18 protein-coding genes are annotated in these 22,117 nt (G+C 62.9%); 16 read left to right on the top strand and 2 right to left on the bottom strand.

Annotated features, from left to right (window positions below; genetic code table 11):
• The first annotated feature begins 1 nt into the window (after position 1).
• The 7 genes from cdiI (at position 2) to LGN10_RS10990 (ending at position 5,783) form a co-directional block, all read left to right on the top strand.
• Positions 2-331, top strand: coding sequence for a toxin-immunity protein system imunity protein CdiI (gene cdiI, locus LGN10_RS10965; RefSeq protein WP_226223270.1), 330 nt, complete (start codon positions 2-4; stop codon positions 329-331).
• Positions 332-993: 662 nt separating this feature from the next.
• The gene (locus LGN10_RS10970) at positions 994-1,548 is read left to right on the top strand and encodes a hypothetical protein (protein ID WP_226223272.1); all 555 of its coding nucleotides are present in this window, start codon (positions 994-996) and stop codon (positions 1,546-1,548) included.
• A 188-nt stretch (positions 1,549-1,736) separates the two neighbouring features.
• Positions 1,737-2,045, top strand: coding sequence for a hypothetical protein (locus tag LGN10_RS10975; RefSeq protein ID WP_226223274.1), 309 nt, complete (start codon positions 1,737-1,739; stop codon positions 2,043-2,045).
• Between the two features lie 12 nt (positions 2,046-2,057).
• Positions 2,058-2,807 carry a hypothetical protein gene (locus LGN10_RS10980; RefSeq protein ID WP_226223276.1) on the top strand — a complete coding sequence of 250 codons (750 nt, stop codon included), beginning with the start codon at positions 2,058-2,060 and terminating at the stop codon, positions 2,805-2,807.
• A gap of 421 nt (positions 2,808-3,228) precedes the next feature.
• Complete coding sequence (locus tag LGN10_RS10985) at positions 3,229-3,474, top strand: hypothetical protein (protein WP_089464730.1); 246 nt, start codon at positions 3,229-3,231, stop codon at positions 3,472-3,474.
• Between the two features lie 111 nt (positions 3,475-3,585).
• Positions 3,586-3,915 carry a hypothetical protein gene (locus LGN10_RS33655; RefSeq protein WP_319001224.1) on the top strand — a complete coding sequence of 110 codons (330 nt, stop codon included), beginning with the start codon at positions 3,586-3,588 and terminating at the stop codon, positions 3,913-3,915.
• Positions 3,916-4,022: 107 nt separating this feature from the next.
• Positions 4,023-5,783 carry a ShlB/FhaC/HecB family hemolysin secretion/activation protein gene (locus LGN10_RS10990; RefSeq protein ID WP_226223282.1) on the top strand — a complete coding sequence of 587 codons (1,761 nt, stop codon included), beginning with the start codon at positions 4,023-4,025 and terminating at the stop codon, positions 5,781-5,783.
• A 1,194-nt stretch (positions 5,784-6,977) separates the two neighbouring features.
• Here the strand turns inward: LGN10_RS10990 and LGN10_RS10995 are convergent.
• On the bottom strand, positions 6,978-8,261 hold the full coding sequence (locus tag LGN10_RS10995; RefSeq protein ID WP_226223284.1) for a M23 family metallopeptidase: 1,284 nt from the start codon (positions 8,259-8,261) through the stop codon (positions 6,978-6,980).
• Positions 8,262-8,590: 329 nt separating this feature from the next.
• On the bottom strand, positions 8,591-9,238 hold the full coding sequence (locus LGN10_RS11000; RefSeq protein ID WP_226223286.1) for a TetR family transcriptional regulator: 648 nt from the start codon (positions 9,236-9,238) through the stop codon (positions 8,591-8,593).
• Between the two features lie 151 nt (positions 9,239-9,389).
• Between LGN10_RS11000 and LGN10_RS11005 the strand changes: the two genes are divergently transcribed.
• The 9 genes from LGN10_RS11005 to LGN10_RS11045 all read left to right on the top strand — a co-directional run bounded on the left by LGN10_RS11005 (position 9,390) and on the right by LGN10_RS11045 (position 22,075).
• A complete protein-coding gene (locus tag LGN10_RS11005; RefSeq protein WP_226223288.1) occupies positions 9,390-10,592 on the top strand; it encodes a MexX/AxyX family multidrug efflux RND transporter periplasmic adaptor subunit in 1,203 nt (400 codons plus the stop codon).
• 15 nt (positions 10,593-10,607) lie between these two features.
• Positions 10,608-13,748, top strand: coding sequence for a multidrug efflux RND transporter permease subunit (locus tag LGN10_RS11010; RefSeq protein WP_226223289.1), 3,141 nt, complete (start codon positions 10,608-10,610; stop codon positions 13,746-13,748).
• Complete coding sequence (locus LGN10_RS11015) at positions 13,748-15,208, top strand: efflux transporter outer membrane subunit (protein ID WP_226223388.1); 1,461 nt, start codon at positions 13,748-13,750, stop codon at positions 15,206-15,208. The genes LGN10_RS11010 and LGN10_RS11015 overlap by 1 nt, the downstream gene beginning before the upstream one ends.
• 756 nt (positions 15,209-15,964) lie before the next feature.
• The gene (locus LGN10_RS11020) at positions 15,965-16,477 is read left to right on the top strand and encodes a fimbrial protein (RefSeq protein ID WP_059584116.1); all 513 of its coding nucleotides are present in this window, start codon (positions 15,965-15,967) and stop codon (positions 16,475-16,477) included.
• Between the two features lie 121 nt (positions 16,478-16,598).
• Positions 16,599-19,052, top strand: a complete 2,454-nt coding sequence (locus tag LGN10_RS11025) for a fimbria/pilus outer membrane usher protein (RefSeq protein WP_226223390.1) — start codon at positions 16,599-16,601, stop codon at positions 19,050-19,052.
• A gap of 16 nt (positions 19,053-19,068) precedes the next feature.
• Positions 19,069-19,815 carry a molecular chaperone gene (locus LGN10_RS11030; RefSeq protein WP_226223291.1) on the top strand — a complete coding sequence of 249 codons (747 nt, stop codon included), beginning with the start codon at positions 19,069-19,071 and terminating at the stop codon, positions 19,813-19,815.
• Complete coding sequence (locus tag LGN10_RS11035) at positions 19,812-20,834, top strand: fimbrial protein (RefSeq protein WP_059584112.1); 1,023 nt, start codon at positions 19,812-19,814, stop codon at positions 20,832-20,834. Before LGN10_RS11030 ends, LGN10_RS11035 begins: the two co-directional genes overlap by 4 nt.
• A 244-nt stretch (positions 20,835-21,078) precedes the next feature.
• Positions 21,079-21,747 (top strand): RNA polymerase factor sigma-70, encoded by a 669-nt coding sequence (locus LGN10_RS11040; protein WP_226223293.1) that lies wholly within the window; start codon positions 21,079-21,081, stop codon positions 21,745-21,747.
• Positions 21,748-21,832: 85 nt separating this feature from the next.
• Positions 21,833-22,075 carry an MbtH family protein gene (locus tag LGN10_RS11045; RefSeq protein WP_006476052.1) on the top strand — a complete coding sequence of 81 codons (243 nt, stop codon included), beginning with the start codon at positions 21,833-21,835 and terminating at the stop codon, positions 22,073-22,075.
• Positions 22,076-22,117 lie beyond the last annotated feature (42 nt).

Below are 22,117 nucleotides of genomic sequence, written 5' to 3' on the forward strand. Positions count from 1 at the left end.
GATGAATATTGATCTCCAACGACGCTACGATTCGTCGGATGACTTTTTCTCACTGGGCGGAAGCGTTGTGATGAAGCTATCTGCCGATGCAGCAATTGCGGTTTGTGAACGGGCGGGTCAGCACGGTTTGGTTGTAGCTCGGATCGAGGGAGGTATTTGGCATTTCCCTGGATTCGAAGCGAGGCTCGATTGCATTTGGGATGGAGTCGATCCGCCCGTTGACGTTGGTGTTGCGGAACAAAACAATCTAGCCGCGGCTGAGTTCGTTCATTCAGAGAGTCTAGAGCACGATGTCTTTGTTGTGACTGCCCGCCAGATAACGGACCGGTAAGTTGGACGATGAGCATCCTGACCAACGTCAGCGCCGTTGCTTTTTACTCCGTTGGCGTTGCAAAAGTGGATGAATTTAAATTCGAATGCTTCATTCAGCGATCGTTCGGCAGCACAGAGCTTACTGAGAGGCAGGTTCGCCTCCGTCGCTTCCTACCGCATATCCAATACGAGGGGCGAAATGAAGTGCGGTCATGCGCATGAAGTTGAGGGACTCGAACAGTTGCTTTATTGGGTTCTTACATGGGTGGTCGCACAGTCAGTGCCCTTGGATCATTGGTTGGCTGCAATATTGCAGCCTAATGGGGGATCGGGTGGCGATCCAGGATGGGAAATAGACCATATCCCGTGCACAGGTCACCCCGGCACGTACAAGGTGTGGGCTGATCCTGATGTGAGCGGAATTGAGCCATCTGAACGTATCTTTGACGCCCAGACGTTTCGAAATGCATTGAGGGTGACGTTGCTAGCCTTTGGGGATGAGTTCCCCGAAAGAGAGTAAGAGGTTCGCAATGTTATTGTTAGATTTGATTTGTGAATTTGGATTTCGTCGGTTGCAATTCTGATCGGGTGAGGTCGAAATGGCGGGATCGATAGTTACTTCTAAGAACGTTCGTGCTCCGGTAAGTACAAACCGATTCGATTATTCTGTTAGAAAAATCGGTGATCAGTTTGATTCGTCTGATATTTGCAGAATTGCAGGGCGTGGGCGGTGCGCTGATCGGCGGGCTCGGCGGCGGCAGCGCGCTCACGGCGATTGGGGGCGCAGCGGGAGCCGGCATGCCGTTACTGCTGGCGAACCAGGCTGAGAAGATCAGTAAATTGGTCGGCGATACGACCGGCTCGTCGCTGCTCGGCAACATCGCCGCAAACGTCGCGGCAACGGTTGGTGGCGTACTGGTTGGCGGTAGTGCAGGCGGGGCGATGGCGTCGAACGTCCAGCTTTACAATACAGACATATCGACAGTAGATAGAACAATCAGTTACGAGGTAAAAAATTACAACATCGAGAACAACTCAAGTGGTTTGATTAACAATGTTGCAAATCAGGCAATTCAGCGAGCAGCCAATTTGCCAGAGGGAATGCAACAACAAGTTGTGATTGATATACGCGGGCAAACGGTATCCCCCGCACAACGGACGGCGATTGTTCAAGGTATTGTTCAAAAGTCGAATGGCATAATTAGCCCGATTAATATTCAATTTAAGACAAAATGAGAACGATAGGCTTTCACGGTGGACATACAATTTGTGAGCTTGGGCCGGCCCCTGATGTTAGATTGTTCTTCAAGTGTCTCGAACTGTATGCGGCACAAGATCATTCGGAACAAGATTGGAGCTTGTTAACGGATCGCCTATATCGCCGGTACCTTCGGAGGGAGGAGTTGGATAGCGCTCGCGCGTTGATGGCGAAAGCCCGCGAAATTTTTGCAGAAAAGCCAGCTGCAACATCTGTTGAGTGGGATGCTGCAATGCTTGCAAATCCGGAAAAGAGCTGGCTGAATCCAGGCCGATCGACACTGACTGACGTATTTGGAAGGTTTTTTGAAAAATTCGTCGATGCCTGCGAGTCTGCAGAGTCATTCTTCGAGGCATTTAACATCTACCAGCCTGTTCGTGTTGTAATTTCAGATTTGTCTGGATTTACTCGATATCAGAATAGACCTCTTTCTGAATACGACGCACTGGAAGGGGAGCCATTTTGGTTGAAATAATGACTCTCTTGGTTGAATTATGAAATAAAGGAATCGTCCGCAACGCGATTAAAAGAAGGGTTAGCGATCGCGTCCATTGCTAAATCATCCAAGGTGATTGCCATGATTTTTAGATCGAATTTTGACAAAAGGTATGGTCATCCCAATTTTGTGGTATCGCTGGATGGCGATTTTGAGTTCATGATAAGTGACCTGTTTGAGTATTTTGAGGGCGAGATTCGACGAGGGGTGAGGTTCAATGCTGGTCAGAGTATCCAGTTTGGCTGGATGATCTTGATGTTGAAAGAAGACGGACATGGCGATTTGGAGATGTGGGAGCCAGATTTTCGTCGTATGCCAATAAATTGGATGTTTTCGATAGACAAAACTTTCAAGGATTTGCATTTGCAAAGAGAGGTGTGCGCTCAGGTGGATGTTGATCCGAATTTTCCATCCTTACTGGAGAGGGGGATTGTTTCTCCAGGATTTGGATCATGTCGAGAATTTTTTATAAACCGGGATTTACCGCAGAAAGGCGATTCAGGTTGGTTTTTTGTTGAGCGAGACAATAATGGCGGCGATGGAAAATTCTCCTCCTTGTTTGAGGTGGCGGTGAATTCTCCGAGGGTTGTCCCATTCTTGGCCTTGCCATCTGGCACAATTGTTAAATATGTTGCGGGCAAGATCGAGGTAAGATTTCACGATCGGGTAATTTCTTCCTCGGAGAATAAATTCTTGCAAAGAATTTTGGATGGCTGGACGTCTGGCGGAACGTATCATTGAAATTTTTTGGTGGGATGATTGTAAGTCCAAAAATGACATCGGGAACGGAAAGGTAGCTGGGTAAACGAGAACGATACGATGAGATTAACGGCGCGTGATTACAATGATTCAGCCGCTGATGCGAGATTCGATCCAGGAATCTAGGCCGGGTTTGCACCTGCGTTGGAAGGAGCCCGACTTGATGGATTGGCTGCCTCGTAAAATCCGATTGCGTCGATGGCAAGGTGATAATTGAGCGAAAAATCCTGCCGTTATGGCGGATAGGGCTTACGATTAAGCCAGTCGTTAGTCACAGGTGCTCGCTCAAAATGGATTTACATGAGCGATGCGGCATGCGAAATAAACAATAATCTGCGCGGGATAAAAGAAATGTTTCATATCCTTGGAATGGCCGGCATCACAGGGAAGGTTGTCTCGTCAAATGGAAAATAAGTACTTTGCAAGAGTAATTATTGATGTTTCGATATTTTTGGAATATTCTGGTGAGAGCGTCATTGATCCGGATGCATCCATGGAGTTACTGGAAAAAATAAGTGGCGGGTTGCAAGAGATGTCGGATTGTGAAAGAGCATCTTTGTCGAAAAATATTCGCGAACTGGCGCCGCAATACGGTTCGCGGTCGAGCTTCGTAACTGATCTCCCATCAAATTTGGGAATTTCGGAATAACGAGATCGGTATACCCACCACCATCACTGAATGGTCCGTATGTCACAATCGGCATGTAGGTAAATTTTAAATTGAGGCGGACTAAGATCATCCTGATCAAATGAGGCGAAAGTGGCAGGATCAATAGTTATTTCTAAAGACGTTCGCGTTCCGGTGAGTACGAGTCAGTTCGATTATTTGGTTAGCAGAATCGGTGATCAGTTTGGCTCGTCTGACATTTGGGTTAAGGATGAGGTTTATCTTCCTATGGAAGAAGGAGGGATGAGCTTTATCTCAACGGAATCGTTGAATTCTAACGGGCTGTCAATTTTTCTGACGGCTGTGACGCGGGCTAGAACCGCTTCTCAGGCTGAGGATTCATTTCCGCTATACGAGAATGTGTGGGATCAATTGATTGAGAAGTTGCGGCAAGACACCCGGCTCGGAAATGCGGGGAATTGATTTAAATCGAGACTATAGTTGGGGCGCTGATGCGAATTTATGGACAGTGCCATATCGATAACGGGGGATGGTTGCTGTCTATTCCTGTCAATCAAAAAAATAATTAAATGAAAACGACCAGACGGCTGGCTGTTTTGCCAATCACTACTCTGATCACGCTTGCTGCGCAAGCACAACAGGTGCCCACTCCGAACGACCAAGCCGCCGCCGCCCGCGCGAACGCCGAGCAGAATCAGCAAGTGCGGCAACGTCGCGACACCCAGCAGCGTGAGGCCACCGTGCAAGCGCCGGGCGTGCGCTCGGACGTGCCGCGTCCGGAAGACTATCCGGTATTGCTCGCCGAGACGCCGTGCTTCCGAATCGACCGCTTCACGCTCGACGTGCCCGACTCGTTACCGGCCACGTCAAAGGCGCAAGGCGCATCCGCATTGCCGATGGATCGCTTTGCCTTTGCGCGCGACTGGCTTGCGCACTACGCCGGCCAATGCGTCGGCAAGCAAGGCGTCGACCTGATCGTCAAGGGGCTGTCGCAGGCCATCCTCGCACGCGGTTACATCACGACCCGCGTACTCGTGCCCGAGCAGGATTTGTCCACCGGCACATTGAAGCTTGCGCTGATTCCGGGCGTGATCCGCCACGTGCGTTTCGAGGACGAGAAGCTACGCGGAACGTGGAAGACCGCATTCCCGACGCGCGACGGCGACGTGTTGAACCTGCGCGACATCGAACAAGGGCTTGAGCAGATGAAGCGCGTCTCAAGCCAGGATGTGTCGATGCGGATCGCACCGGGCGATACGCCTGGCGAAAGCGATGTCGTACTCGACGTGAAGCGCGGTAAGCCGTGGACCGTCGTCGCCTCCATCGACAATTCCGGCACGCGCGCGACCGGTAGGCTGCAAGGCAACGTCTCGCTTGGCATCGACAACCCGCTGGGCCTGAACGACATCTTCAACGTCGGCTTCAACCAGGATCTGGAATTCGGCGACAAGCGCTTCGGCTCGCACGGCTGGAACGCGTTCTACTCGATCCCCTGGGGTTACTGGACCGGCACGCTCTCCGCCTACACCAACACGTACTTTCAACCACTTGCGGCCGTGAATCAGACGTTCGTTGCGAGCGGCAACATGAAGACGGTCGATTTCAGGCTCAATCGTGTGCTGACGCGCAGCCGGAACGATGTGTTCGGCGCACAGGTTCGCCTGACGCGCCGTTTCGGCGACAGCTATATCGAAGGCACGACGATACCGTCGTCACATCAGAACGCGACCTTTCTCGAACTCGGGTTGACTGACCGGCACTATTTCGGCTCGTCGCAGTTCGACGGCTCGCTTGCCTATCGTCAGGGCTTGGGCTGGCTCGGCTCGACCGATAGCATGTTCGCGGCAGAGGGAGGGCAGACGTACCGATTCAAGATGATCGTGCTCGATGCGAATCTGTCGACACCGTTTGCGATTGGGGCGCAGCCGTTCAAATACGTGACGACCTTTCATGGTCAGTACACCGGCAACACGGTTTCATACCTCGATAGCGTCACGATCGGCAGTCGTTATACCGTGCGGGGATTCGACGGTGAAACGCTGCTGGCGGCATCACGCGGGTTCTACTGGCGCAACGAATTGCAGGTTCCCATCTCGCAGACCGAGCTATCGGCCTATGCCGGTCTCGACTACGGTCGCGTCTGGGGACCGGAGCCCGTTGCCTTGGTCGGCACGCAGCTCGCGGGTGCAGTGGTTGGTGTCAAGGGCAGTGTCGTGACTCGGTTCGGTGGATACGGCTACGATCTCTTCGCGGGTACGCCTGTCTACAAGCCGTCGGGTTTTCCGACCGCGCGAGTGACGCTCGGTTTTCAGGTGACTGCTCAGTTCTGAAGACAATGAGCCAAGGTACTTCTCCGACACGTACACGTCGCAAGCCCGACGTTGCATATGCCCGTCTGGTCGAGATTGCCGCCGAACGGGGGCATACGCTTCTAACGCTCGAATGGCGAGGGCTGAAGTCCTACTATGAATTCCGCTGCGAATCGGGCCATGACTTCACGCGCATAGGCACTGTCGCGATGCGAGGCACGATAACCTGCCTCCAGTGCGAACAAGTGCGCGTGCAGCACCGCTTTCAGGAACTATTGAGTGAACGCGGTCTTGTTTGCCATGAAGGAACCTATCTCGGTCAAACGGCGCGGCAACATTTCACCTGTCGTTCTGGACACGAATGGACGACCGAGGCTCGCAAGATTCTAGACGGCCATGGGTGTCCGCGATGCGCAAAAATCGAGTTGGCTGCGTGTCTCCTACATTCCGATGGCTTGGAACGTCTTCATGAGGCGGCGATGGAGCGCGGCGGTCGTTGCCTGACGGACGCATATATCGGTATCGCCGCACTTTATGAATGGGAGTGTGCCGAGGGCCATCGATGGACAGCCGTAGCTCACAGAATCGTCGACGGCGGATGGTGCCCGCAGTGTGCTCGAATCAGGCATGGAGAACAGCAACGCGATCCGAACGGGCTCCAGCGATTGCAGGCCGCAGCGGCGCTACGCGGTGGACAGCTTCTCTCGACGGAGTATCACCTGACAAATTCGAAGTACCGATTCCGATGCGCACGTGGACATGAATGGACGACGTGGGGGCATTTGGTGCTCGGCGGGGCATGGTGTCGGCATTGCGCCAATCTCGCGAAGCGCCGAACGATAGAGGACATGCAGGCAATTGCCGCGGAGCGCGGTGGTCGATGCTTGAGTACCGAATATCACGGCAATCGAGTCAAATTGACGTGGCAATGCGCACACGGACATGTTTGGGACTCGATGCCGAACACGGTGGTCAATCGCGGTGCGTGGTGCCCGAACTGTTTTCGGTTGCGAATCACTCGGGATCCGGTATTGCGCCGGCGCTATGACCACGAGGGGATGTAGTGCAAGCCGCCTTCGGTATCAGGCGCAAGTCTGCTTTTACCCCGCGCCAAAACATTGGCTCAAGCCCGTGACCAGCCGGCGGTGTAGAGAAGAGCGGCGGAGCACTTGACCGTACGCTCTTCCGCGACCACCAGCATCGTGTACCTCAGAATCAGCTTCGCTCCGCCGAGTAGTGCGTATCGAAAACCGCACGCAGCGTCGACGACCCGGTCGCGAAATCGCCCCACAGCGGCCCGTCGTTCTGCGCGAACGCGAACGGCGTCGTCTTGATCGACGCAAGCCGGAAGCGCCATTGCGCGGCTTCCTGGCGGAACGCGGTGAGCTGCATGTCGGATAGCCCCGTCTGCGCGTTCGCGAGCGTGACGAGCGGATCGACCGGATCGTTCGCGACGCGCACCTCGAAATGCAGGTGCGGGCCGGTGGCCGCGCCCGTCATCCCGACCGACCCGATGCGCTGGCCCTGCTTCACCGTTTCGCCGACCTTCAGCCCGCGCGCGTACGCGGACAGGTGCGCGTAGTAGGTCGAATAGCCATCCGCATGATCAACGATCACGTAGCGGCCATAGCCGCCCGGATCAGTGCCGACGAACGACACGACGCCGTCGGCCGCCGCATCGACCGGCGTGCCGCTCGGCGCGGCGAGATCGACGCCCGTATGGAACGCCATCGCCTGCGACAGCGGATGGATGCGCTCGCCGAAGAACGAGCTGATGCGCGTCCACTTGACCGGCATCGTGAACGCCGCGGCTTCGAGCGGCGAGCCGTCGAGCGTGTAGTACGCACCGTGTTCGGCGCCCGGCGCGTGGAACCAGATCGCGCCGAACGTGCGGCCGGCGACGCGCAGCTCGAGTGCGGTCAGGCGCGGCGTGCCGTCGTGCGTGTCGAACGCGAGGCGGTAATAGTCGCCGCGCTGCGCACTCGCGCGCATCGCGACCTTGCCGGTGACGAGATCGCCGAGCTGGATGCGCACTTCGGGCGGCACGTCGAGACGATTCAGCGTATCGGACAGCGTGAGCTCGATGTCGCCCGCGCGCATCCCTTGCCGATGATCGGGCGACGCGAACTGGAACAGGCTCGCGTAGCCGAGCATGTCGTTGCGATGCGCGCTGAGCGGCGCGAACAGGCCCGGCTGCGGGCTGCGATCGTTGCGCTCGAGGTATTCGTTGCGCTCGCCGAGCGTGCGTGCAAGCTCGCTCGTCACGAAATGCTGCGCGGTGGGAAACGGCGTATCGGACAGCACGCGCTGCGGCAGCGCGGCCGTGCCCGAGTCGACGGCGCCGGGCAGTTGCGATACGGCAGGCAGCGCGGCGGCGAGCCCGAAGGCGGCGAGGGCGCCGAGCACGGCGGCCGGCACGAGCGCGCGCACGAGGCGCTGCGCGCGGCCGGGCGCGAAAGCATCAGGGGTTGCGGCAGGCTTGACCAAAGGTGTCCACATCCAGGAAAGCGGTTCAAAGAGGTGTGGGCAGGAGCCGTCGGCGGTCCATGCGTCAGGGGGGCGACATGGCGGGCGACGGGCGTGCAACAAAACAGGCCCCGCCAGGGGCCTGTATCGTTCCCGTTCGACCCAACTCGCGGGGCGGGCCCCGCTTCGAACGGCGGCGTGCATGCCGGGTCGAACCCGGTTATCACGAAGACGCTAAAGAAAGATGACAGCGTCAGTCTACCGATGTTCCGCGAAACGTTAAAAATTTTAAAGAGGGTCAGCTCATTCGTTTCGCAGTGCGGTAAGTCGGGTTAAATCAGCATTTGTTACGACGATTTTGATTAGTCCGGCAATTTTTGCGCGCGCCGGCGCAGCGCGGCCGACGTGCGGACGGCGTCGAAACCGGCGTCGAGCATCGCCTCGGCGTCGTTCCACAGGTTGCCGCGCAGCCGGTTGGTCCAGATCATCGACGCGAACACGCCTTCGAGCAGCGACACCAGATAGACGGCAGCCAGATGCACGTCGAGATCGGCGGCGATTTCGCCGGCCGCGATCGCGCGACGCAGCAGCGCCTTCGTGATCCGCAGCATCTGCAGCTCGAGCAGCATGCGGCGCCGCTGCAGCGCGCCGTTTTCCTCGCTCTGCTCGCACTTCGTATAGAGGATCACGAGCACGCGCTGCATGGGGCCCGGCTCGCCGCATTCCTGCAGGTAGTGCGACGCGGCGCGCCGCAGCGTCGCGAACGGCGGCAGGCCGTCGCCGGCGTCGAAACCTTCCGACGTGCGCGCGAACGCGCGGTCGCACATCGCCAGACAGACTTCCATCTTGTTGCGGTAATGGCCGTAGACGGCGCCCCGCGACATCCCGGCGGCCTCGGCCAGGTCCGCCATCGCGGTTTGCGCGACGCCTCGCTCGAGCAGCACGAGCGAGGCGGCGTCGAGGATCCGGTGCTTGATGGCGAGCGATTCTTCCCGGGTCTTGCGGGCCATGTCGTGAAATTCCTTACAGCTCGCTGTCGTTTTATTGAGACAGTGTGTCGGTCAGATTGAAGGAGCCTGTATTTAATCAGACATGACTGATTATAATCGGCCACCCTGAGCCGCCGCATTGTATCGGCGGCGAACGTTCCGAGGTCAGAACATGAATAACAAACGCACCCTGTGGCGCCGCACGCGGCTGGCGCCGTTCGCGCTCGCGGCCCTGCTGGCGGTGGGCGGATGCGGAAAGGGCGACGAGGACGCCGCGCCGGAGGCCGCGAAGCAGGCCACCGTCGTGACGGTGCGCCCGACGGCGGTGCCGATGACCGTCGAACTGCCGGGCCGGCTGGACGCATACCGGCAGGCGGAAGTCCGCGCGCGGGTCGCGGGCATCGTCACCGCGCGCACCTACGAGGAAGGCCAGGAAGTGAAGCAGGGCGCGGTGCTGTTCCGTATCGATCCCGCGCCGCTGAAGGCCGCCCGCGACGCCGCGCAGGGCGCGCTCGCGAAGGCGCAGGCCGCCGCGCTCGCGGCGACCGACAAGCGCCGCCGTTACGACGATCTCGTGCGCGATCGCGCGGTGAGCGAGCGCGACCACACCGAGGCCGTCGCGGCCGACACGCAGGCGAAGGCCGAGGTCGCCTCGGCGAAGGCGGAACTCGCGCGGGCGCAACTGCAGCTCGACTACGCGACCGTCACCGCGCCGATCGCGGGCCGCGCACGGCGCGCGCTCGTGACCGAGGGCGCGCTCGTCGGCCAGGACCAGGCGACGCCGCTAACGACCGTCGAGCAGCTCGATCCGATCTACGTGAACTTCTCGCAGCCGGCCGCTGACGTGGACGCACTGCGTCGCGCGGTGAAGAGCGGGCGCGCGACGGGCATTGCGCAGCACGACATCGCGGTGACGCTGCTGCGCGCGGACGGCACCGCGTATCCGCTGAAGGGCAAGCTGCTGTTCAGCGATCTCGCGGTCGATCCGACCACCGACACCGTCGCGATGCGCGCGCTGTTCCCGAATCCGGAGCGCGAGCTGCTGCCCGGCGCATATGTGCGGATCGCGCTCGACACGGCGGTCGACCAGCGGGCGATCCTCGTGCCGCGCGACGCGCTGCTGCGTACCGCCGACCGTACGTCGGTGCGCGTGGTGGGCGCGAACGGCAAGGTCAAGGATGTCGAGGTCACGGCCGACCAGATGAGCGGCCACGACTGGCGCATCACGCGCGGCCTCGCGGGCGGCGAGCGCGTGATCGTCGACGACGCCGCGCAGTTCGCGCCGGATACCACCGTCAAGCCCGTCGAAAAGGCGCCGCGGTCGAAGGCGGCGCCGGCAGCGGCCGCTTCGCAGGCGGCCGCCCGTCAAACCTGACCGGTTCAAACCAACATGGCACGTTTCTTCATCGATCGCCCCGTCTTCGCGTGGGTGATCGCCATCTTCATCATGCTGGGCGGCCTGTTCGCGATCCGCGCGCTGCCCGTGGCGCAGTACCCGGACATCGCGCCGCCCGTCGTCAGCATCTATGCGGCGTACCCGGGCGCGTCCGCGCAGGTCGTCGAGGAATCGGTGACCGCGCTGATCGAGCGCGAAATGAACGGCGCGCCGGGATTGCTGTATACGTCCGCGACGAGCAGCGCCGGGGCGGCGTCGCTGTACCTGACGTTCAAGCAGGGCGTGAACGCCGATCTCGCGGCCGTCGAAGTGCAGAACCGGCTGAAGACGGTCGATGCGCGCCTGCCCGAGCCCGTGCGCCGCGACGGCATCCAGGTCGAGAAGGCCGCCGACAACATCCAGCTCGTCGTGTCGCTGACGTCCGACGACGGCCGGATGACCGACGTGCAGCTCGGCGAGTATGCGTCGGCGAACGTCGTGCAGGCGCTGCGCCGCGTCGAGGGTGTCGGCAAGGTGCAGTTCTGGGGCGCCGAATATGCGATGCGGATCTGGCCCGACCCGGTGAAGCTGGCCGGGCACGGCCTCACCGCGTCGGACATCGCGTCGGCCGTGCGCGCGCACAACGCGCGCGTGACGATCGGCGACATCGGCCGCAGCGCGGTGCCGGACAGCGCGCCGATCGCGGCGACCGTGTTCGCGGACGCGCCGCTGAAGACGCCGGCCGATTTCGGCGCGATCGCGCTGCGCGCGCGGCCGGACGGCTCCGCGCTGTTCCTGCGCGACGTCGCGCGCATCGAATTCGGCGGCAACGACTACAACTATCCGTCGTACGTGAACGGCAAGGTCGCGACCGGGATGGGCATCAAGCTCGCGCCGGGCTCGAACGCGGTGTCCACCGAGAAGCGCGTGCGCGCGACGATGGACGAGCTGTCGAAGTACTTTCCGCCGGGCGTGAAATACCAGATCCCGTACGAGACGTCGTCGTTCGTGCGCGTGTCGATGAACAAGGTCGTCACGACGCTGATCGAGGCCGGCGTGCTGGTGTTCCTGGTGATGTTCCTGTTCATGCAGAACCTGCGCGCGACGCTGATTCCGACGCTCGTCGTGCCGGTCGCGCTCGCGGGCACGTTCGGCGTGATGTACGCGGCCGGCTTCTCGATCAACGTGCTGACGATGTTCGGGATGGTGCTCGCGATCGGCATTCTCGTCGACGACGCGATCGTCGTCGTCGAGAACGTCGAGCGGCTGATGGTCGAGGAAGGGCTCGGGCCGTACGACGCGACCGTCAAGGCGATGCGGCAGATCAGCGGCGCGATCGTCGGGATCACCGTGGTGCTCACGTCGGTGTTCGTGCCGATGGCGTTCTTCGGCGGCGCGGTGGGCAACATCTATCGGCAGTTCGCGCTGTCGCTCGCGGTGTCGATCGGCTTCTCGGCCTTCCTCGCGCTGTCGCTGACGCCCGCGCTGTGCGCGACGCTGCTCAAGCCGGTGTCCGGCGACCATCACGAGAAGCGCGGCTTCTTCGGCGGGTTCAACCGCTTCGTCGCGCGGGCGACGCAGCGCTACGCGGCGGGGGTCGGCGCGATGCTGAAGAAGCCGGTACGCTGGCTCGTCGTGTACGGCGCGCTGACCGCGGCCGCCGCGCTGATGCTCACGCAACTGCCGACCGCGTTCCTGCCGGACGAGGATCAGGGCAACTTCATGGTGATGGTGATCCGCCCGCAAGGCACGCCGCTCGCGGAAACGATGCAGAGCGTGCGCGAAGTCGAGTCGGCCATCCGCCGCGACGAGCCGGCCGCCTATACCTATGCGCTCGGCGGCTTCAACCTGTACGGCGAAGGGCCGAACGGCGGGATGATCTTCGTCACGCTGAAGAACTGGAAGGCGCGCAAGGCCGCGCGCGATCACGTGCAAGCGATCGTCGCGCGCATCAACGAACGCTTCGCGGGCACGCCGAACACGACGGTGTTCGCGATGAACTCGCCGGCGCTGCCCGATCTCGGTTCGTCGAGCGGCTTCGACTTCCGGCTGCAGAACCGCGGCGGGCTCGACTACGCGACGTTCAGCGCCGCGCGCGAGCAACTGCTCGCGGCGGGCGGCAAGGATCGTGCGCTCACCGATCTGATGTTCGCGGGCACGCAGGACGCGCCGCAACTGAAGCTCGACATCGATCGCGCGAAGGCGTCCGCGCTCGGCGTGTCGATGGACGAGATCAACACGACGCTCGCGGTGATGTTCGGCTCCGACTATATCGGCGATTTCATGCACGGCACGCAGGTGCGGCGCGTGATGGTGCAGGCCGACGGGCGGCACCGGCTCGGTCCGGACGACGTGAAGAAGCTGCGCGTGCGCAACGCGCGCGGCGAGATGGTGCCGCTCGCGGCGTTCACGACGCTGCACTGGACGCTCGGGCCGCCGCAGCTCACGCGCTACAACGGCTATCCGTCGTTCACGATCAACGGCTCGGCCGCGGCCGGCCACAGCAGCGGCGAGGCGATGAGCGCGATCGAGCGGATCGCCGCGAAACTGCCGGCCGGCATCGGCTATGCATGGTCGGGGCAGTCGTTCGAGGAGCGGCTGTCGGGCGCGCAGGCGCCGATGCTGTTCGCGCTGTCGGTGCTGGTCGTGTTCCTCGCGCTCGCGGCGCTCTACGAGAGCTGGTCGATTCCGTTCGCGGTGATGCTGGTCGTGCCGCTCGGCGTGATCGGCGCGGTGCTCGGCGTCACGCTGCGCGCGATGCCGAACGACATCTATTTCAAGGTGGGGCTGATCGCGACGATCGGGCTGTCCGCGAAGAACGCGATCCTGATCGTCGAAGTCGCGAAGGATCTCGTCGCGCAGCGCATGTCGCTCGTCGACGCGGCGCTCGAGGCCGCGCGCCTGCGGCTGCGGCCGATCGTGATGACGTCGCTCGCGTTCGGCGTCGGCGTGCTGCCGCTCGCGTTCGCATCAGGCGCCGCGTCCGGCGCGCAGACGGCGATCGGCACCGGCGTGCTCGGCGGCGTGATCACGGCGACCGTGCTCGCGGTGTTTCTCGTCCCGCTGTTTTTCGTGATCGTCGGCCGCCTGTTCGACGTCGGCCCGCGCCGGCGCGGCGGCGCGCAGCCGACGACGATGGAGGGTTCGCAACCATGATGTTCGCGCTGAATGCACGCGCCGCGCGGCGGCTTCCGGCGGCGCTCGCCGCCGCGCTCGCGCTCGCCGGGTGCTCGCTTGCGCCGCGTTACGAGCGCCCGGCGGCGCCGGTGCCGGCGACCTATGCGCCGGTCGACGGCGGTACGACACCGGCCGGCGCGTCGGCCGCGGCGCAGGATACGGCGCTGCTCGACGACTGGCATGCGTATTTCACCGATCCGGCGCTGCAGGCGTGGATCGACGCGGCGCTCGCGAACAATCGCGACCTGCGGATCGCGGCCGGCCGGCTCGAGGAAGCGCGCGCGCTGTACGGCGTGCAGCGTGCGGACCTGATGCCGTCGGTCGATGCGAATCTCGGCTATGAACGCGCGCGCCAGTACGATCCGGTCGTGCGCGAAAGCGCGATCAGCGGGCTGTATCGCGCGGGCGTCGGCGTCAGCGCATACGAGCTCGACCTGTTCGGCCGCGTGCGCAACCTGTCCGACGCGGCGCTCGCCGAGTATTTCGCGACGGCCGACGCGCAGCGCACGGTCCGCATCGGCGTGATCGCCGAAGTGGCGGGCGCATACGTTTCCGAACGATCGTTGCACGAGCAACTGGCGCTCGCTCAGCGCACGCTCGATGCGCGCGAGCGGATGGCCGCGCTCACGCAACGCCGCTATGCGGCCGGCACCAGCGATGCGATCGAGCTGCGCTCGGCCGAGATGCTGGTGGCGTCCGCGCGCGCGTCGCAGGCCGCGCTGCAGCGCGAGCATGCGCAGGCCGTACGGGCGCTGCAATTGCTGGCGGGCGACTTCGCGCGCAGCGTGCCCGGCGACGCGACCGCACTCGACGCGCTGTCGATCGCGCCCGTGGCGCCCGGTGCGCCGAGCGCATTGCTCGAACGGCGGCCGGACATTCGGCAGGCCGAGGCACGGCTGAAGGCCGCGAACGCGAACATCGGCGCGGCGCGCGCGGCGTTCTTCCCGCGCATCGCGCTGACGACGGACTACGGCTCGGTGAGCGACGCGTTCTCGAGCCTGTTCGCGGCTGGCACGAGCGTATGGACGTTCGCGCCGCGCATCACGCTGCCGATTTTCGCGGGCGGCCGCAATCGCGCGAACCTCGACGTCGCCAACGCACGCAAGGACATCGCCGTTGCCGAATACGAGAAGGCGGTGCAGACCGCGTTTCGCGAAGTGGCCGATGCGTTCGCCGCGCGCGACTGGATCGACCGGCAGCTCGCCGCGCAGCAGGATGTATATGAGGCGGACGGCGCGCGGCTGAAGCTGGCGGAGCGTCGCTACGCGGGCGGCGTCGCGACTTATCTCGAACTGCTCGACGCCCAGCGCAGCACGTACGAGTCGGGGCAGGAACTGATCCGGCTCAGGCAGCTCAGGCTCGCGAACGCGATCGCGCTGTACCGTGCGCTCGGCGGCGGCTGGGCGCCGGCAACGGCGGAGGCCGCGGCTTCCGCGTGACGTGCGATTCGTCGCCCGACGCCGCGGCGTGTCGGGCGACTTCACGGCGGCCACGCGCTTCGACGTTCGGCCGCCGCTTCGACAGGGCGTACCGCCCGCCGTGCCGCCGATCGTCGTCGGCGCTCCCTTTCACCGTTCGGCGGACCGTCTCCGCGCTTTTCATTTCGCCCAATCCGGCATGCCAGCCGCGTTCCAGCGGCCGCGCCTGCATGCGGTTTCACGATCGGCAATTGACGATCGAATTAATCAATGCATTGGAATTAATGGCGGCGACAAAGTGTCGCGGTAAAACGTTTGTATACTTTTCGCAATCGTTTGCGCGATAAATCCATGTCGATGGAATGCCGTCGTTAATTTCCTGTCAGTTGAAAATGGCGTGATATTCGCGTTGCGATATGACAACGGTGGCGGCTTTGGACAATGTTTTGTCTTTTGAATGATGCTCCCATGCAAACCAATGCAGGCAAGGGCTGGCGGCGCGCCAGCGATTATCGGCAAGAAATTCCCTTAATCTTCAACCAGTTCCGAAAAATAAAAAAGGACTGCGGATGAAAATTCGATAATTGAAAATGGAAAGGAAAGAATGAGGGTTTAGAGGCGTAAATCGAACATTGTCAGACGGATTTGACAATGATTTACAGAAATCTTTCACGGTTATCTCGATAATGCCGCCTCGTGACGGACGGGAGCCACCACACGCTGCCGTTTGCGTCCGCCACGTCATTCATTCCATTTGCACTCCTTACGGGAAACTTCATGAAAAAAACCATCCTGACCGCTGTCGCACTCGCGGCCCTGTCCACCTCGGCCTTCGCGGCGGGCACCGGCACGATCAACTTCACCGGCGAGATCGTCGCGGGCGCATGCGGCATCGACTCGGGCTCGGTCAACCAGACCGTGAACCTCGGCAAGGTGCCGACCAACGTGTTCAAGCAGGCCGGCGACAAGTCCACGCCGACCAACTTCGACATCAAGCTGACCGATTGCGACACCAGCGTCGCGAAGAACGCGTACTTCACGTTCACGGGTACGTCGAGCGCCGGCCAGCCGAAGCTGCTCGCCACGATCGGTTCGGCGACCAACGTCGGCATCCGCCTGCAGGCCGCGTCGGGCGAGTACCTCGACAACGGCGCCGAGCAGAAGGCGCCGACGGTGCTGCAGAACGGCACGAACATCGCGCGCTTCGCGGCGATGTACGAAGCGACGGCAGCCGGCGTGACGCCGGGTACCGCGGACGGCGTCGCGAACTTCACGGTCCGCTACCAGTAAGCGTCGGTATCGGAGGAGGGAGGCATGCGCCCCTTCCTCCGTCATCTTTCCCCCGTTTTCCTTCTCCCTGGACTCCCGGTAGCGCCGCGTGCGAATCAGACATTCCTTCCTTTGCGTCTCCGTGCTGGTCGTCGGCAGCCAGAGCCAGGCGACGGAATTCAATTCGTCGTTCCTCGACATCGGCGGTACGAACAACGTCGACCTGTCGCAGTTCTCGCAGCCCGACTTCACGTTGCCGGGCGAATACATGCTCGACGTGCAGGTCAACGACCTGTTCTACGGGCTGCAATCGATCGAGTTCATCGCGCTCGACGCATCAGGCGCGGGCAAGCCGTGCCTGCGGCCGGAGCTCGTCGCGCAGTTCGGGCTGAAGCCGTCGCTCGTGAAGGATCTGCCGCGCTTCCAGGGTGGGCGTTGCGTCGACCTCGGCGCGATCGAGGGCGCGACCGTGCGTTACCTGAAAAGCGACGGGCGGCTCAAGATCACGATTCCGCAGGCGGCGCTCGAGTTCACCGATTCGACCTACCTGCCGCCGGCGCGCTGGTCCGAAGGCATTCCGGGTGCGATGCTCGACTATCGCGTGATCGCGAACACGAACCGCAACTTCGGCTCGGGCGGCGGCCAGACGAATTCGATCCAGGCGTACGGGACGGTCGGCGCGAACTGGGATGCGTGGCGCTTTCGCGGCGACTACCAGGCGCAATCGAACGTGGGGAATACCGCGTACGCGGACCGCACGTTCCGCTTCAGCCGGCTGTATGCCTTTCGCGCGCTGCCGTCGATCGAGTCGACGGTGACGTTCGGCGACGACTACCTCAGCTCCGACATTTTCGACACGTTCGCGCTGACGGGTGCGTCGATCCGCAGCGACGACCGCATGCTGCCGCCGTCGCTGCGCGGCTATGCGCCGCTGATCTCGGGCGTCGCGCGCACCAACGCGACCGTGACGGTGTCGCAGGCCGGCCGCGTGCTGTACGTGACGCGCGTGTCGCCGGGCGCGTTCGCGCTGCAGAACATCAATACGAGCGTGCAGGGCACGCTCGACGTGGCGGTCGAGGAAGAGGACGGCAGCGTGCAGCGCTTCCAGGTGACGACGGCCGCCGTGCCGTTCCTCGCGCGCACCGGGCAGTTGCGCTACAAGGCGGCGGTCGGCAAGCCGCGCCTGTTCGGCGGCGCCGGCATCGCGCCGTTCTTCGGCTTCGGCGAGATCGCGTACGGGCTGCCGTTCGACATCACGGCCTATGGCGGCTTCATCGCTGCGTCGGGCTACACGTCGGTCGCGCTCGGCGTCGGCCGCGATTTCGGCGCGTTCGGCGCGGTGTCGGCCGACGTCACGCACGCGCGGGCGCGCCTGTGGTGGAACGGCGCGACACGCAACGGCAACTCGTATCGCATCAACTATTCGAAGCACTTCGACGGGCTCGATGCCGACGTGCGCTTTTTCGGCTACCGCTTCTCCGAACGCGAGTACACGAACTTCGCGCAATTCTCGGGCGATCCGACCGCGTACGGCCTCGCCAACAGCAAGCAGCGCTATTCGGCGACGCTGTCGAAGCGCTTCGGCGACACGTCGACCTATTTCTCGTACGACCAGACGACCTACTGGGCGCGTGCGTCCGAGCAGCGGGTCGGCCTGACGCTCACGCGTGCGTTCTCGATCGGCACGCTGCGCAACCTGAACGTCAGCGTGTCGGCATTTCGCACGCAGAGCGCGGGCGCGAGCGGCAATCAGTTCTCGGTCACCGCGACGCTGCCGATCGGCGGCCGCCACACCGTCACGTCGAACCTGACGACGGGCAGCGGCAGCACCAGCGTGAACGCCGGCTACATCTACGACGATCCGGCCGGCCGCACGTATCAGGTCAATGCGGGCGAGACCGACGGGCGTGCATCGGCGAACGCGAGCTTCCGCCAGCGCACGTCGGCGTACCAGCTCACCGCGCAGGCATCGACGCTCGCCAATGCGTATGCGGCCGCGTCGCTCGAGGTCGACGGCTCGTTCGTCGCGACGCAGTACGGCGTGTCGGCGCACGCGAACGGCAATGCGGGCGACACGCGGCTGCTGGTGTCGACCGACGGCGTACCCGACGTGCCGCTGTCGGGCACGCTTGCGCATACCGATTCGCGCGGCTACGCGGTGCTCGACGGCATCTCGCCGTACAACGTGTACGACGCGACCGTCAACGTCGAGAAGCTGCCGCTCGAAGTGCAGGTGACGAACCCGATCCAGCGCATGGTGCTGACCGACGGCGCGATCGGCTTCGTCGAATTCTCCGCCGCGCGCGGCAGCAATCTGTACCTGACGCTGACCGACGCGGCCGGCAAGCCGCTGCCGTTCGGCGCGTCGGTGCAGGACGCGGCGAACGGCAAGGAACTCGGCATCGTCGGCGAGGGCGGTGCGGCGTTCCTGACCCAGGTTCAGCCGAAATCCACGCTGGCGGTGCGGGCGGGCGAACGGACGCTCTGCACGATCGACGCACTGCCGAGCCAGCTCCAACTCGAAGGCACGCCGATTCCGGTGACGTGCCGGACGTCCGGCGAGTCGCATGCGGCGGCCGCGCGCGTCGAACGATGATTTCACGGATCCAGCGATGAACAATTCCTTTGCCCTTTCTTTCCCGCGGCGCGCGCTGTGCGTGCTCGCGGCCGCCGGCGCGCTGCTCGCGGGCGCCGCCCATGCGGCGATCGTGCCCGATCGCACGCGCGTGATCTTCAACGAAGGCGAACAGGCCGCGATCGTGACGATCACCAACAAGAGCACGACGTATCCGTATCTCGTGCAGTCGTGGCTGGAGGACGCGAAGGGCAACAGGGTCACGTCGCCGCTGATGGTCGTGCCGCCGCTGCAGCGCGTCGAGGCGAACGAGCGCAACGTGCTGCGAATCGCGAAGCTGCCGGGCGCCGAGCTGCCGGCCGATCGCGAAACGGTGTTCTATCTGAACATCCGCGAAGTGCCGCCGAAGACCGACACGCCGAACACGCTGCAGATCGCGCTGCATACGCAGATGAAGCTGTTCTACCGGCCGAAGGCCGTGCAACCCGCCCGCGACGAGGACTGGACGCTGCCGATGACGCTGCGCGTCGACGCGGCCGCGCACAGGCTGGTGTTCGACAACCCGACGCCGTACCACGTGACGGTCGTCGACGTGAGCGCGGGCGCGCAGAAGACGCCGGTGCCGATCGAGCCGGTGATGGTGAGCCCGATGAGCACGGCCGACGTGCCTTTCAAGGCGGCGACGCCGTCGACGCTGTTCGTCACGCATATCGACGATTACGGTGGCCAGATGGCGGTCGAATATGCGTGCGACGCGGGTGTGTGCAAGAGCGTGAAGCGATGAGCGGGGGCATGCGTCACCGGGTGTCGCCGGCGGCATGGTTGCGCTGGGTCGTCCTCGCGCTGCTGGTCGCGGCGGCGCAGCCGGCGTGGGCGTTGCGCTGCCTGACCAACAGTGGCGCGACTTCGTTGACCGAGCCGATCGGCGGCGTGGCGTCGTACCCGACCGATGCGCCGGACGGCTATGTGATCTGGGTGTCGCCGGTGCGCACGACGTCGGGGTATTGCTACAAGGATCTGGGTGACGCCGGTAGCCTGAAGGTCGTCGACAACATTTACTTCTACGCGAATCCGAATCGCACGGACCCTGCCGCATGGGGGCTCGAGATCGGCATCCGCTACAAGGGCGTCGATTATTTCGACAAGACCAGCAATCGCGGCGGCGGGGTGTTTACCGGGTATGCGGTGCCGCCGTGCAGCCGGTACGACTTCGATCGGGGCCGTTGCCAGCGCACGAACATCAGCATCGACTACCAGGTCGTCGTGCGCAAGAAGGGCAACTGGGTCCAGCCGCCGAGCGATATCTATACGGTGTTCCAGTTCGACGGCGAGTTCGGACTGAATGCGTTCGGCACGAGCTTCCAGTACCGCCTGAGCGGCCTGCGCAACCTCAAGCCGACGCCGTGCTTCGTCGACGTGCTGGTGACGCCCGAACCGGGCATCGTCAATTTCGGACAGGTGCAGGCGGCGGGTAGCGGCTTCCTGCCGGCGGTGCCGCGCAAGCGGTTCTCGTTGTCGTTGACCAAGAAGTGCAACGTCGCGGTGCGGGTGGACGGGTATTTCGAAACGAGTTTTCCGGTCCAGAACGGTTTGCTGGTGCCGGCGAAGGACAGCAATTTCGGGATCGGCATCGAGGACAGCCAGGGCAGGGCCATTCCGTTCAACCAGCAGTTCACGCTGGCTCAGTTCGCGTCCAACGTGATGAATCAGAGCGTGTTGATGGACGCGGTGCTGAAGTCGTTCGGTCCGCCGAAGATCGGACGATTCGACGCGACGGCGACGATTCGGTTGTTTATCTACTGACGGCGGACGGCGGCGGGCACGGCCGAAGCGGCGGCACGCGGATCAAGGGAAACGGCGGCGTGTCGGCGTTTTTTCAAACTCGCCGCCAGATGGTGCGGCCGGATGCGTCCCATCCGTCAAAACATGGATTCCGTCGATTGTTCAGACAAATCCCGACAATCGGAAGGGTCATCCTGTAATCGGATTGAGAATGATTTGCGTTTACGTTAAATTGCGCTATCTCGGAATTTGACGGAGCAGATCGATGGCGATGGCGGAAGTGCTCGACCGACCGGCGGCGGCAGCGGCGAACCCGTTCCTCGGCAGTTATCCGGACCTGCCGCCGCGCGCCGCGCCGCGTGCGCGCCGGGCGGCCGAGCCCGGTGCGCAGGGCGCGCTGCTCGACGTGCTGATCTCGCATCGCGCGATGCTCGTCAACGTCGCCCGCGGCTTCGTCGGCTGCGCGAGCCGCGCGGAGGACGTCGTGCACGACGTGTTCGTGAAGCTCGTCGAATTCCCGAACCAGGACGCGGTGCGTCAGCCGGTCGCGTACGTGACGCGGATGGTGCGCAATGCGTCGATCGACGCGTGCCGTCGGCAAAGCCTCGAAAACATCTATCACACGGAAGAGGACGACGGCTTCGACGTGCCGTCGCCCGAGCCGACGCCGGAAGCCGCGCTGATGACGCGCGACACGCTGCGGCGCGTGTGGGCCGCGCTCGACGATCTGCCGGCGCGCAGCCGGGCCGCATTCGAGATGGTGCGGCTGCGCGAGGAGACGCTGCAGACCGCGGCGCGCGCGCTGAACGTGTCGCAGACGCTCGTGCATTTCATGGTGCGCGACGCGGAGCGCCACTGCGCGGAATGCCTCGACGCGTGCCATCGCGGCGTCGCCTGCCCGGTGTTCCTGGGCGGCCGCGCGCGGCGGCGGTAAAAAAACGCGCCGGCCAACCGTCTATCAGACAGGAGCGGCCGAATTCGCCGCTCCGCCTCCTTCAACCGCCCAGCGATTTCCGATCATGACGCAAGCCCCGACGCCTTCCGCCGACACCGACGATCTCGTCTATACGGTCGTCATCAACGACGAAGAACAGTATTCGATCTGGCCGACGTTCCGGCCCGTGCCGGCCGGCTGGCGCGAAGTGGGCGTGAGCGGCCCGAAGGCTGACTGTCTCGCGCACATCGAGACCGTCTGGACCGACATGCGCCCCGCGAGCCTGCGCCGCGCGATGGACGGCGAGCGCGCGACGCGCGCGTCGTGACCCGTTGCGCCGCATGCGCGGCGCGCCACCTGAAGAGGACGT

It is taken from the genome of Burkholderia sp. AU32262 (assembly GCF_020419985.1).
In the GTDB taxonomy this organism is placed as follows: domain Bacteria; phylum Pseudomonadota; class Gammaproteobacteria; order Burkholderiales; family Burkholderiaceae; genus Burkholderia; species Burkholderia semiarida.

Coding starts and splice junctions, on each gene's coding strand:
- cdiI (WP_226223270.1), top strand. CDS start 2: ATGAATATTGATCTCCAACGACGCTACGATTCGTCGGATGACTTTTTC.
- LGN10_RS10975 (WP_226223274.1), top strand. CDS start 1,737: ATGGCGAAAGCCCGCGAAATTTTTGCAGAAAAGCCAGCTGCAACATCT.
- LGN10_RS10985 (WP_089464730.1), top strand. CDS start 3,229: ATGGAAAATAAGTACTTTGCAAGAGTAATTATTGATGTTTCGATATTT.
- LGN10_RS10990 (WP_226223282.1), top strand. CDS start 4,023: ATGAAAACGACCAGACGGCTGGCTGTTTTGCCAATCACTACTCTGATC.
- LGN10_RS10995 (WP_226223284.1), bottom strand. CDS start 8,261: ATGTGGACACCTTTGGTCAAGCCTGCCGCAACCCCTGATGCTTTCGCG.
- LGN10_RS11000 (WP_226223286.1), bottom strand. CDS start 9,238: ATGGCCCGCAAGACCCGGGAAGAATCGCTCGCCATCAAGCACCGGATC.
- LGN10_RS11005 (WP_226223288.1), top strand. CDS start 9,390: ATGAATAACAAACGCACCCTGTGGCGCCGCACGCGGCTGGCGCCGTTC.
- LGN10_RS11010 (WP_226223289.1), top strand. CDS start 10,608: ATGGCACGTTTCTTCATCGATCGCCCCGTCTTCGCGTGGGTGATCGCC.
- LGN10_RS11015 (WP_226223388.1), top strand. CDS start 13,748: ATGTTCGCGCTGAATGCACGCGCCGCGCGGCGGCTTCCGGCGGCGCTC.
- LGN10_RS11020 (WP_059584116.1), top strand. CDS start 15,965: ATGAAAAAAACCATCCTGACCGCTGTCGCACTCGCGGCCCTGTCCACC.
- LGN10_RS11030 (WP_226223291.1), top strand. CDS start 19,069: ATGAACAATTCCTTTGCCCTTTCTTTCCCGCGGCGCGCGCTGTGCGTG.
- LGN10_RS11035 (WP_059584112.1), top strand. CDS start 19,812: ATGAGCGGGGGCATGCGTCACCGGGTGTCGCCGGCGGCATGGTTGCGC.
- LGN10_RS11040 (WP_226223293.1), top strand. CDS start 21,079: ATGGCGATGGCGGAAGTGCTCGACCGACCGGCGGCGGCAGCGGCGAAC.
- LGN10_RS11045 (WP_006476052.1), top strand. CDS start 21,833: ATGACGCAAGCCCCGACGCCTTCCGCCGACACCGACGATCTCGTCTAT.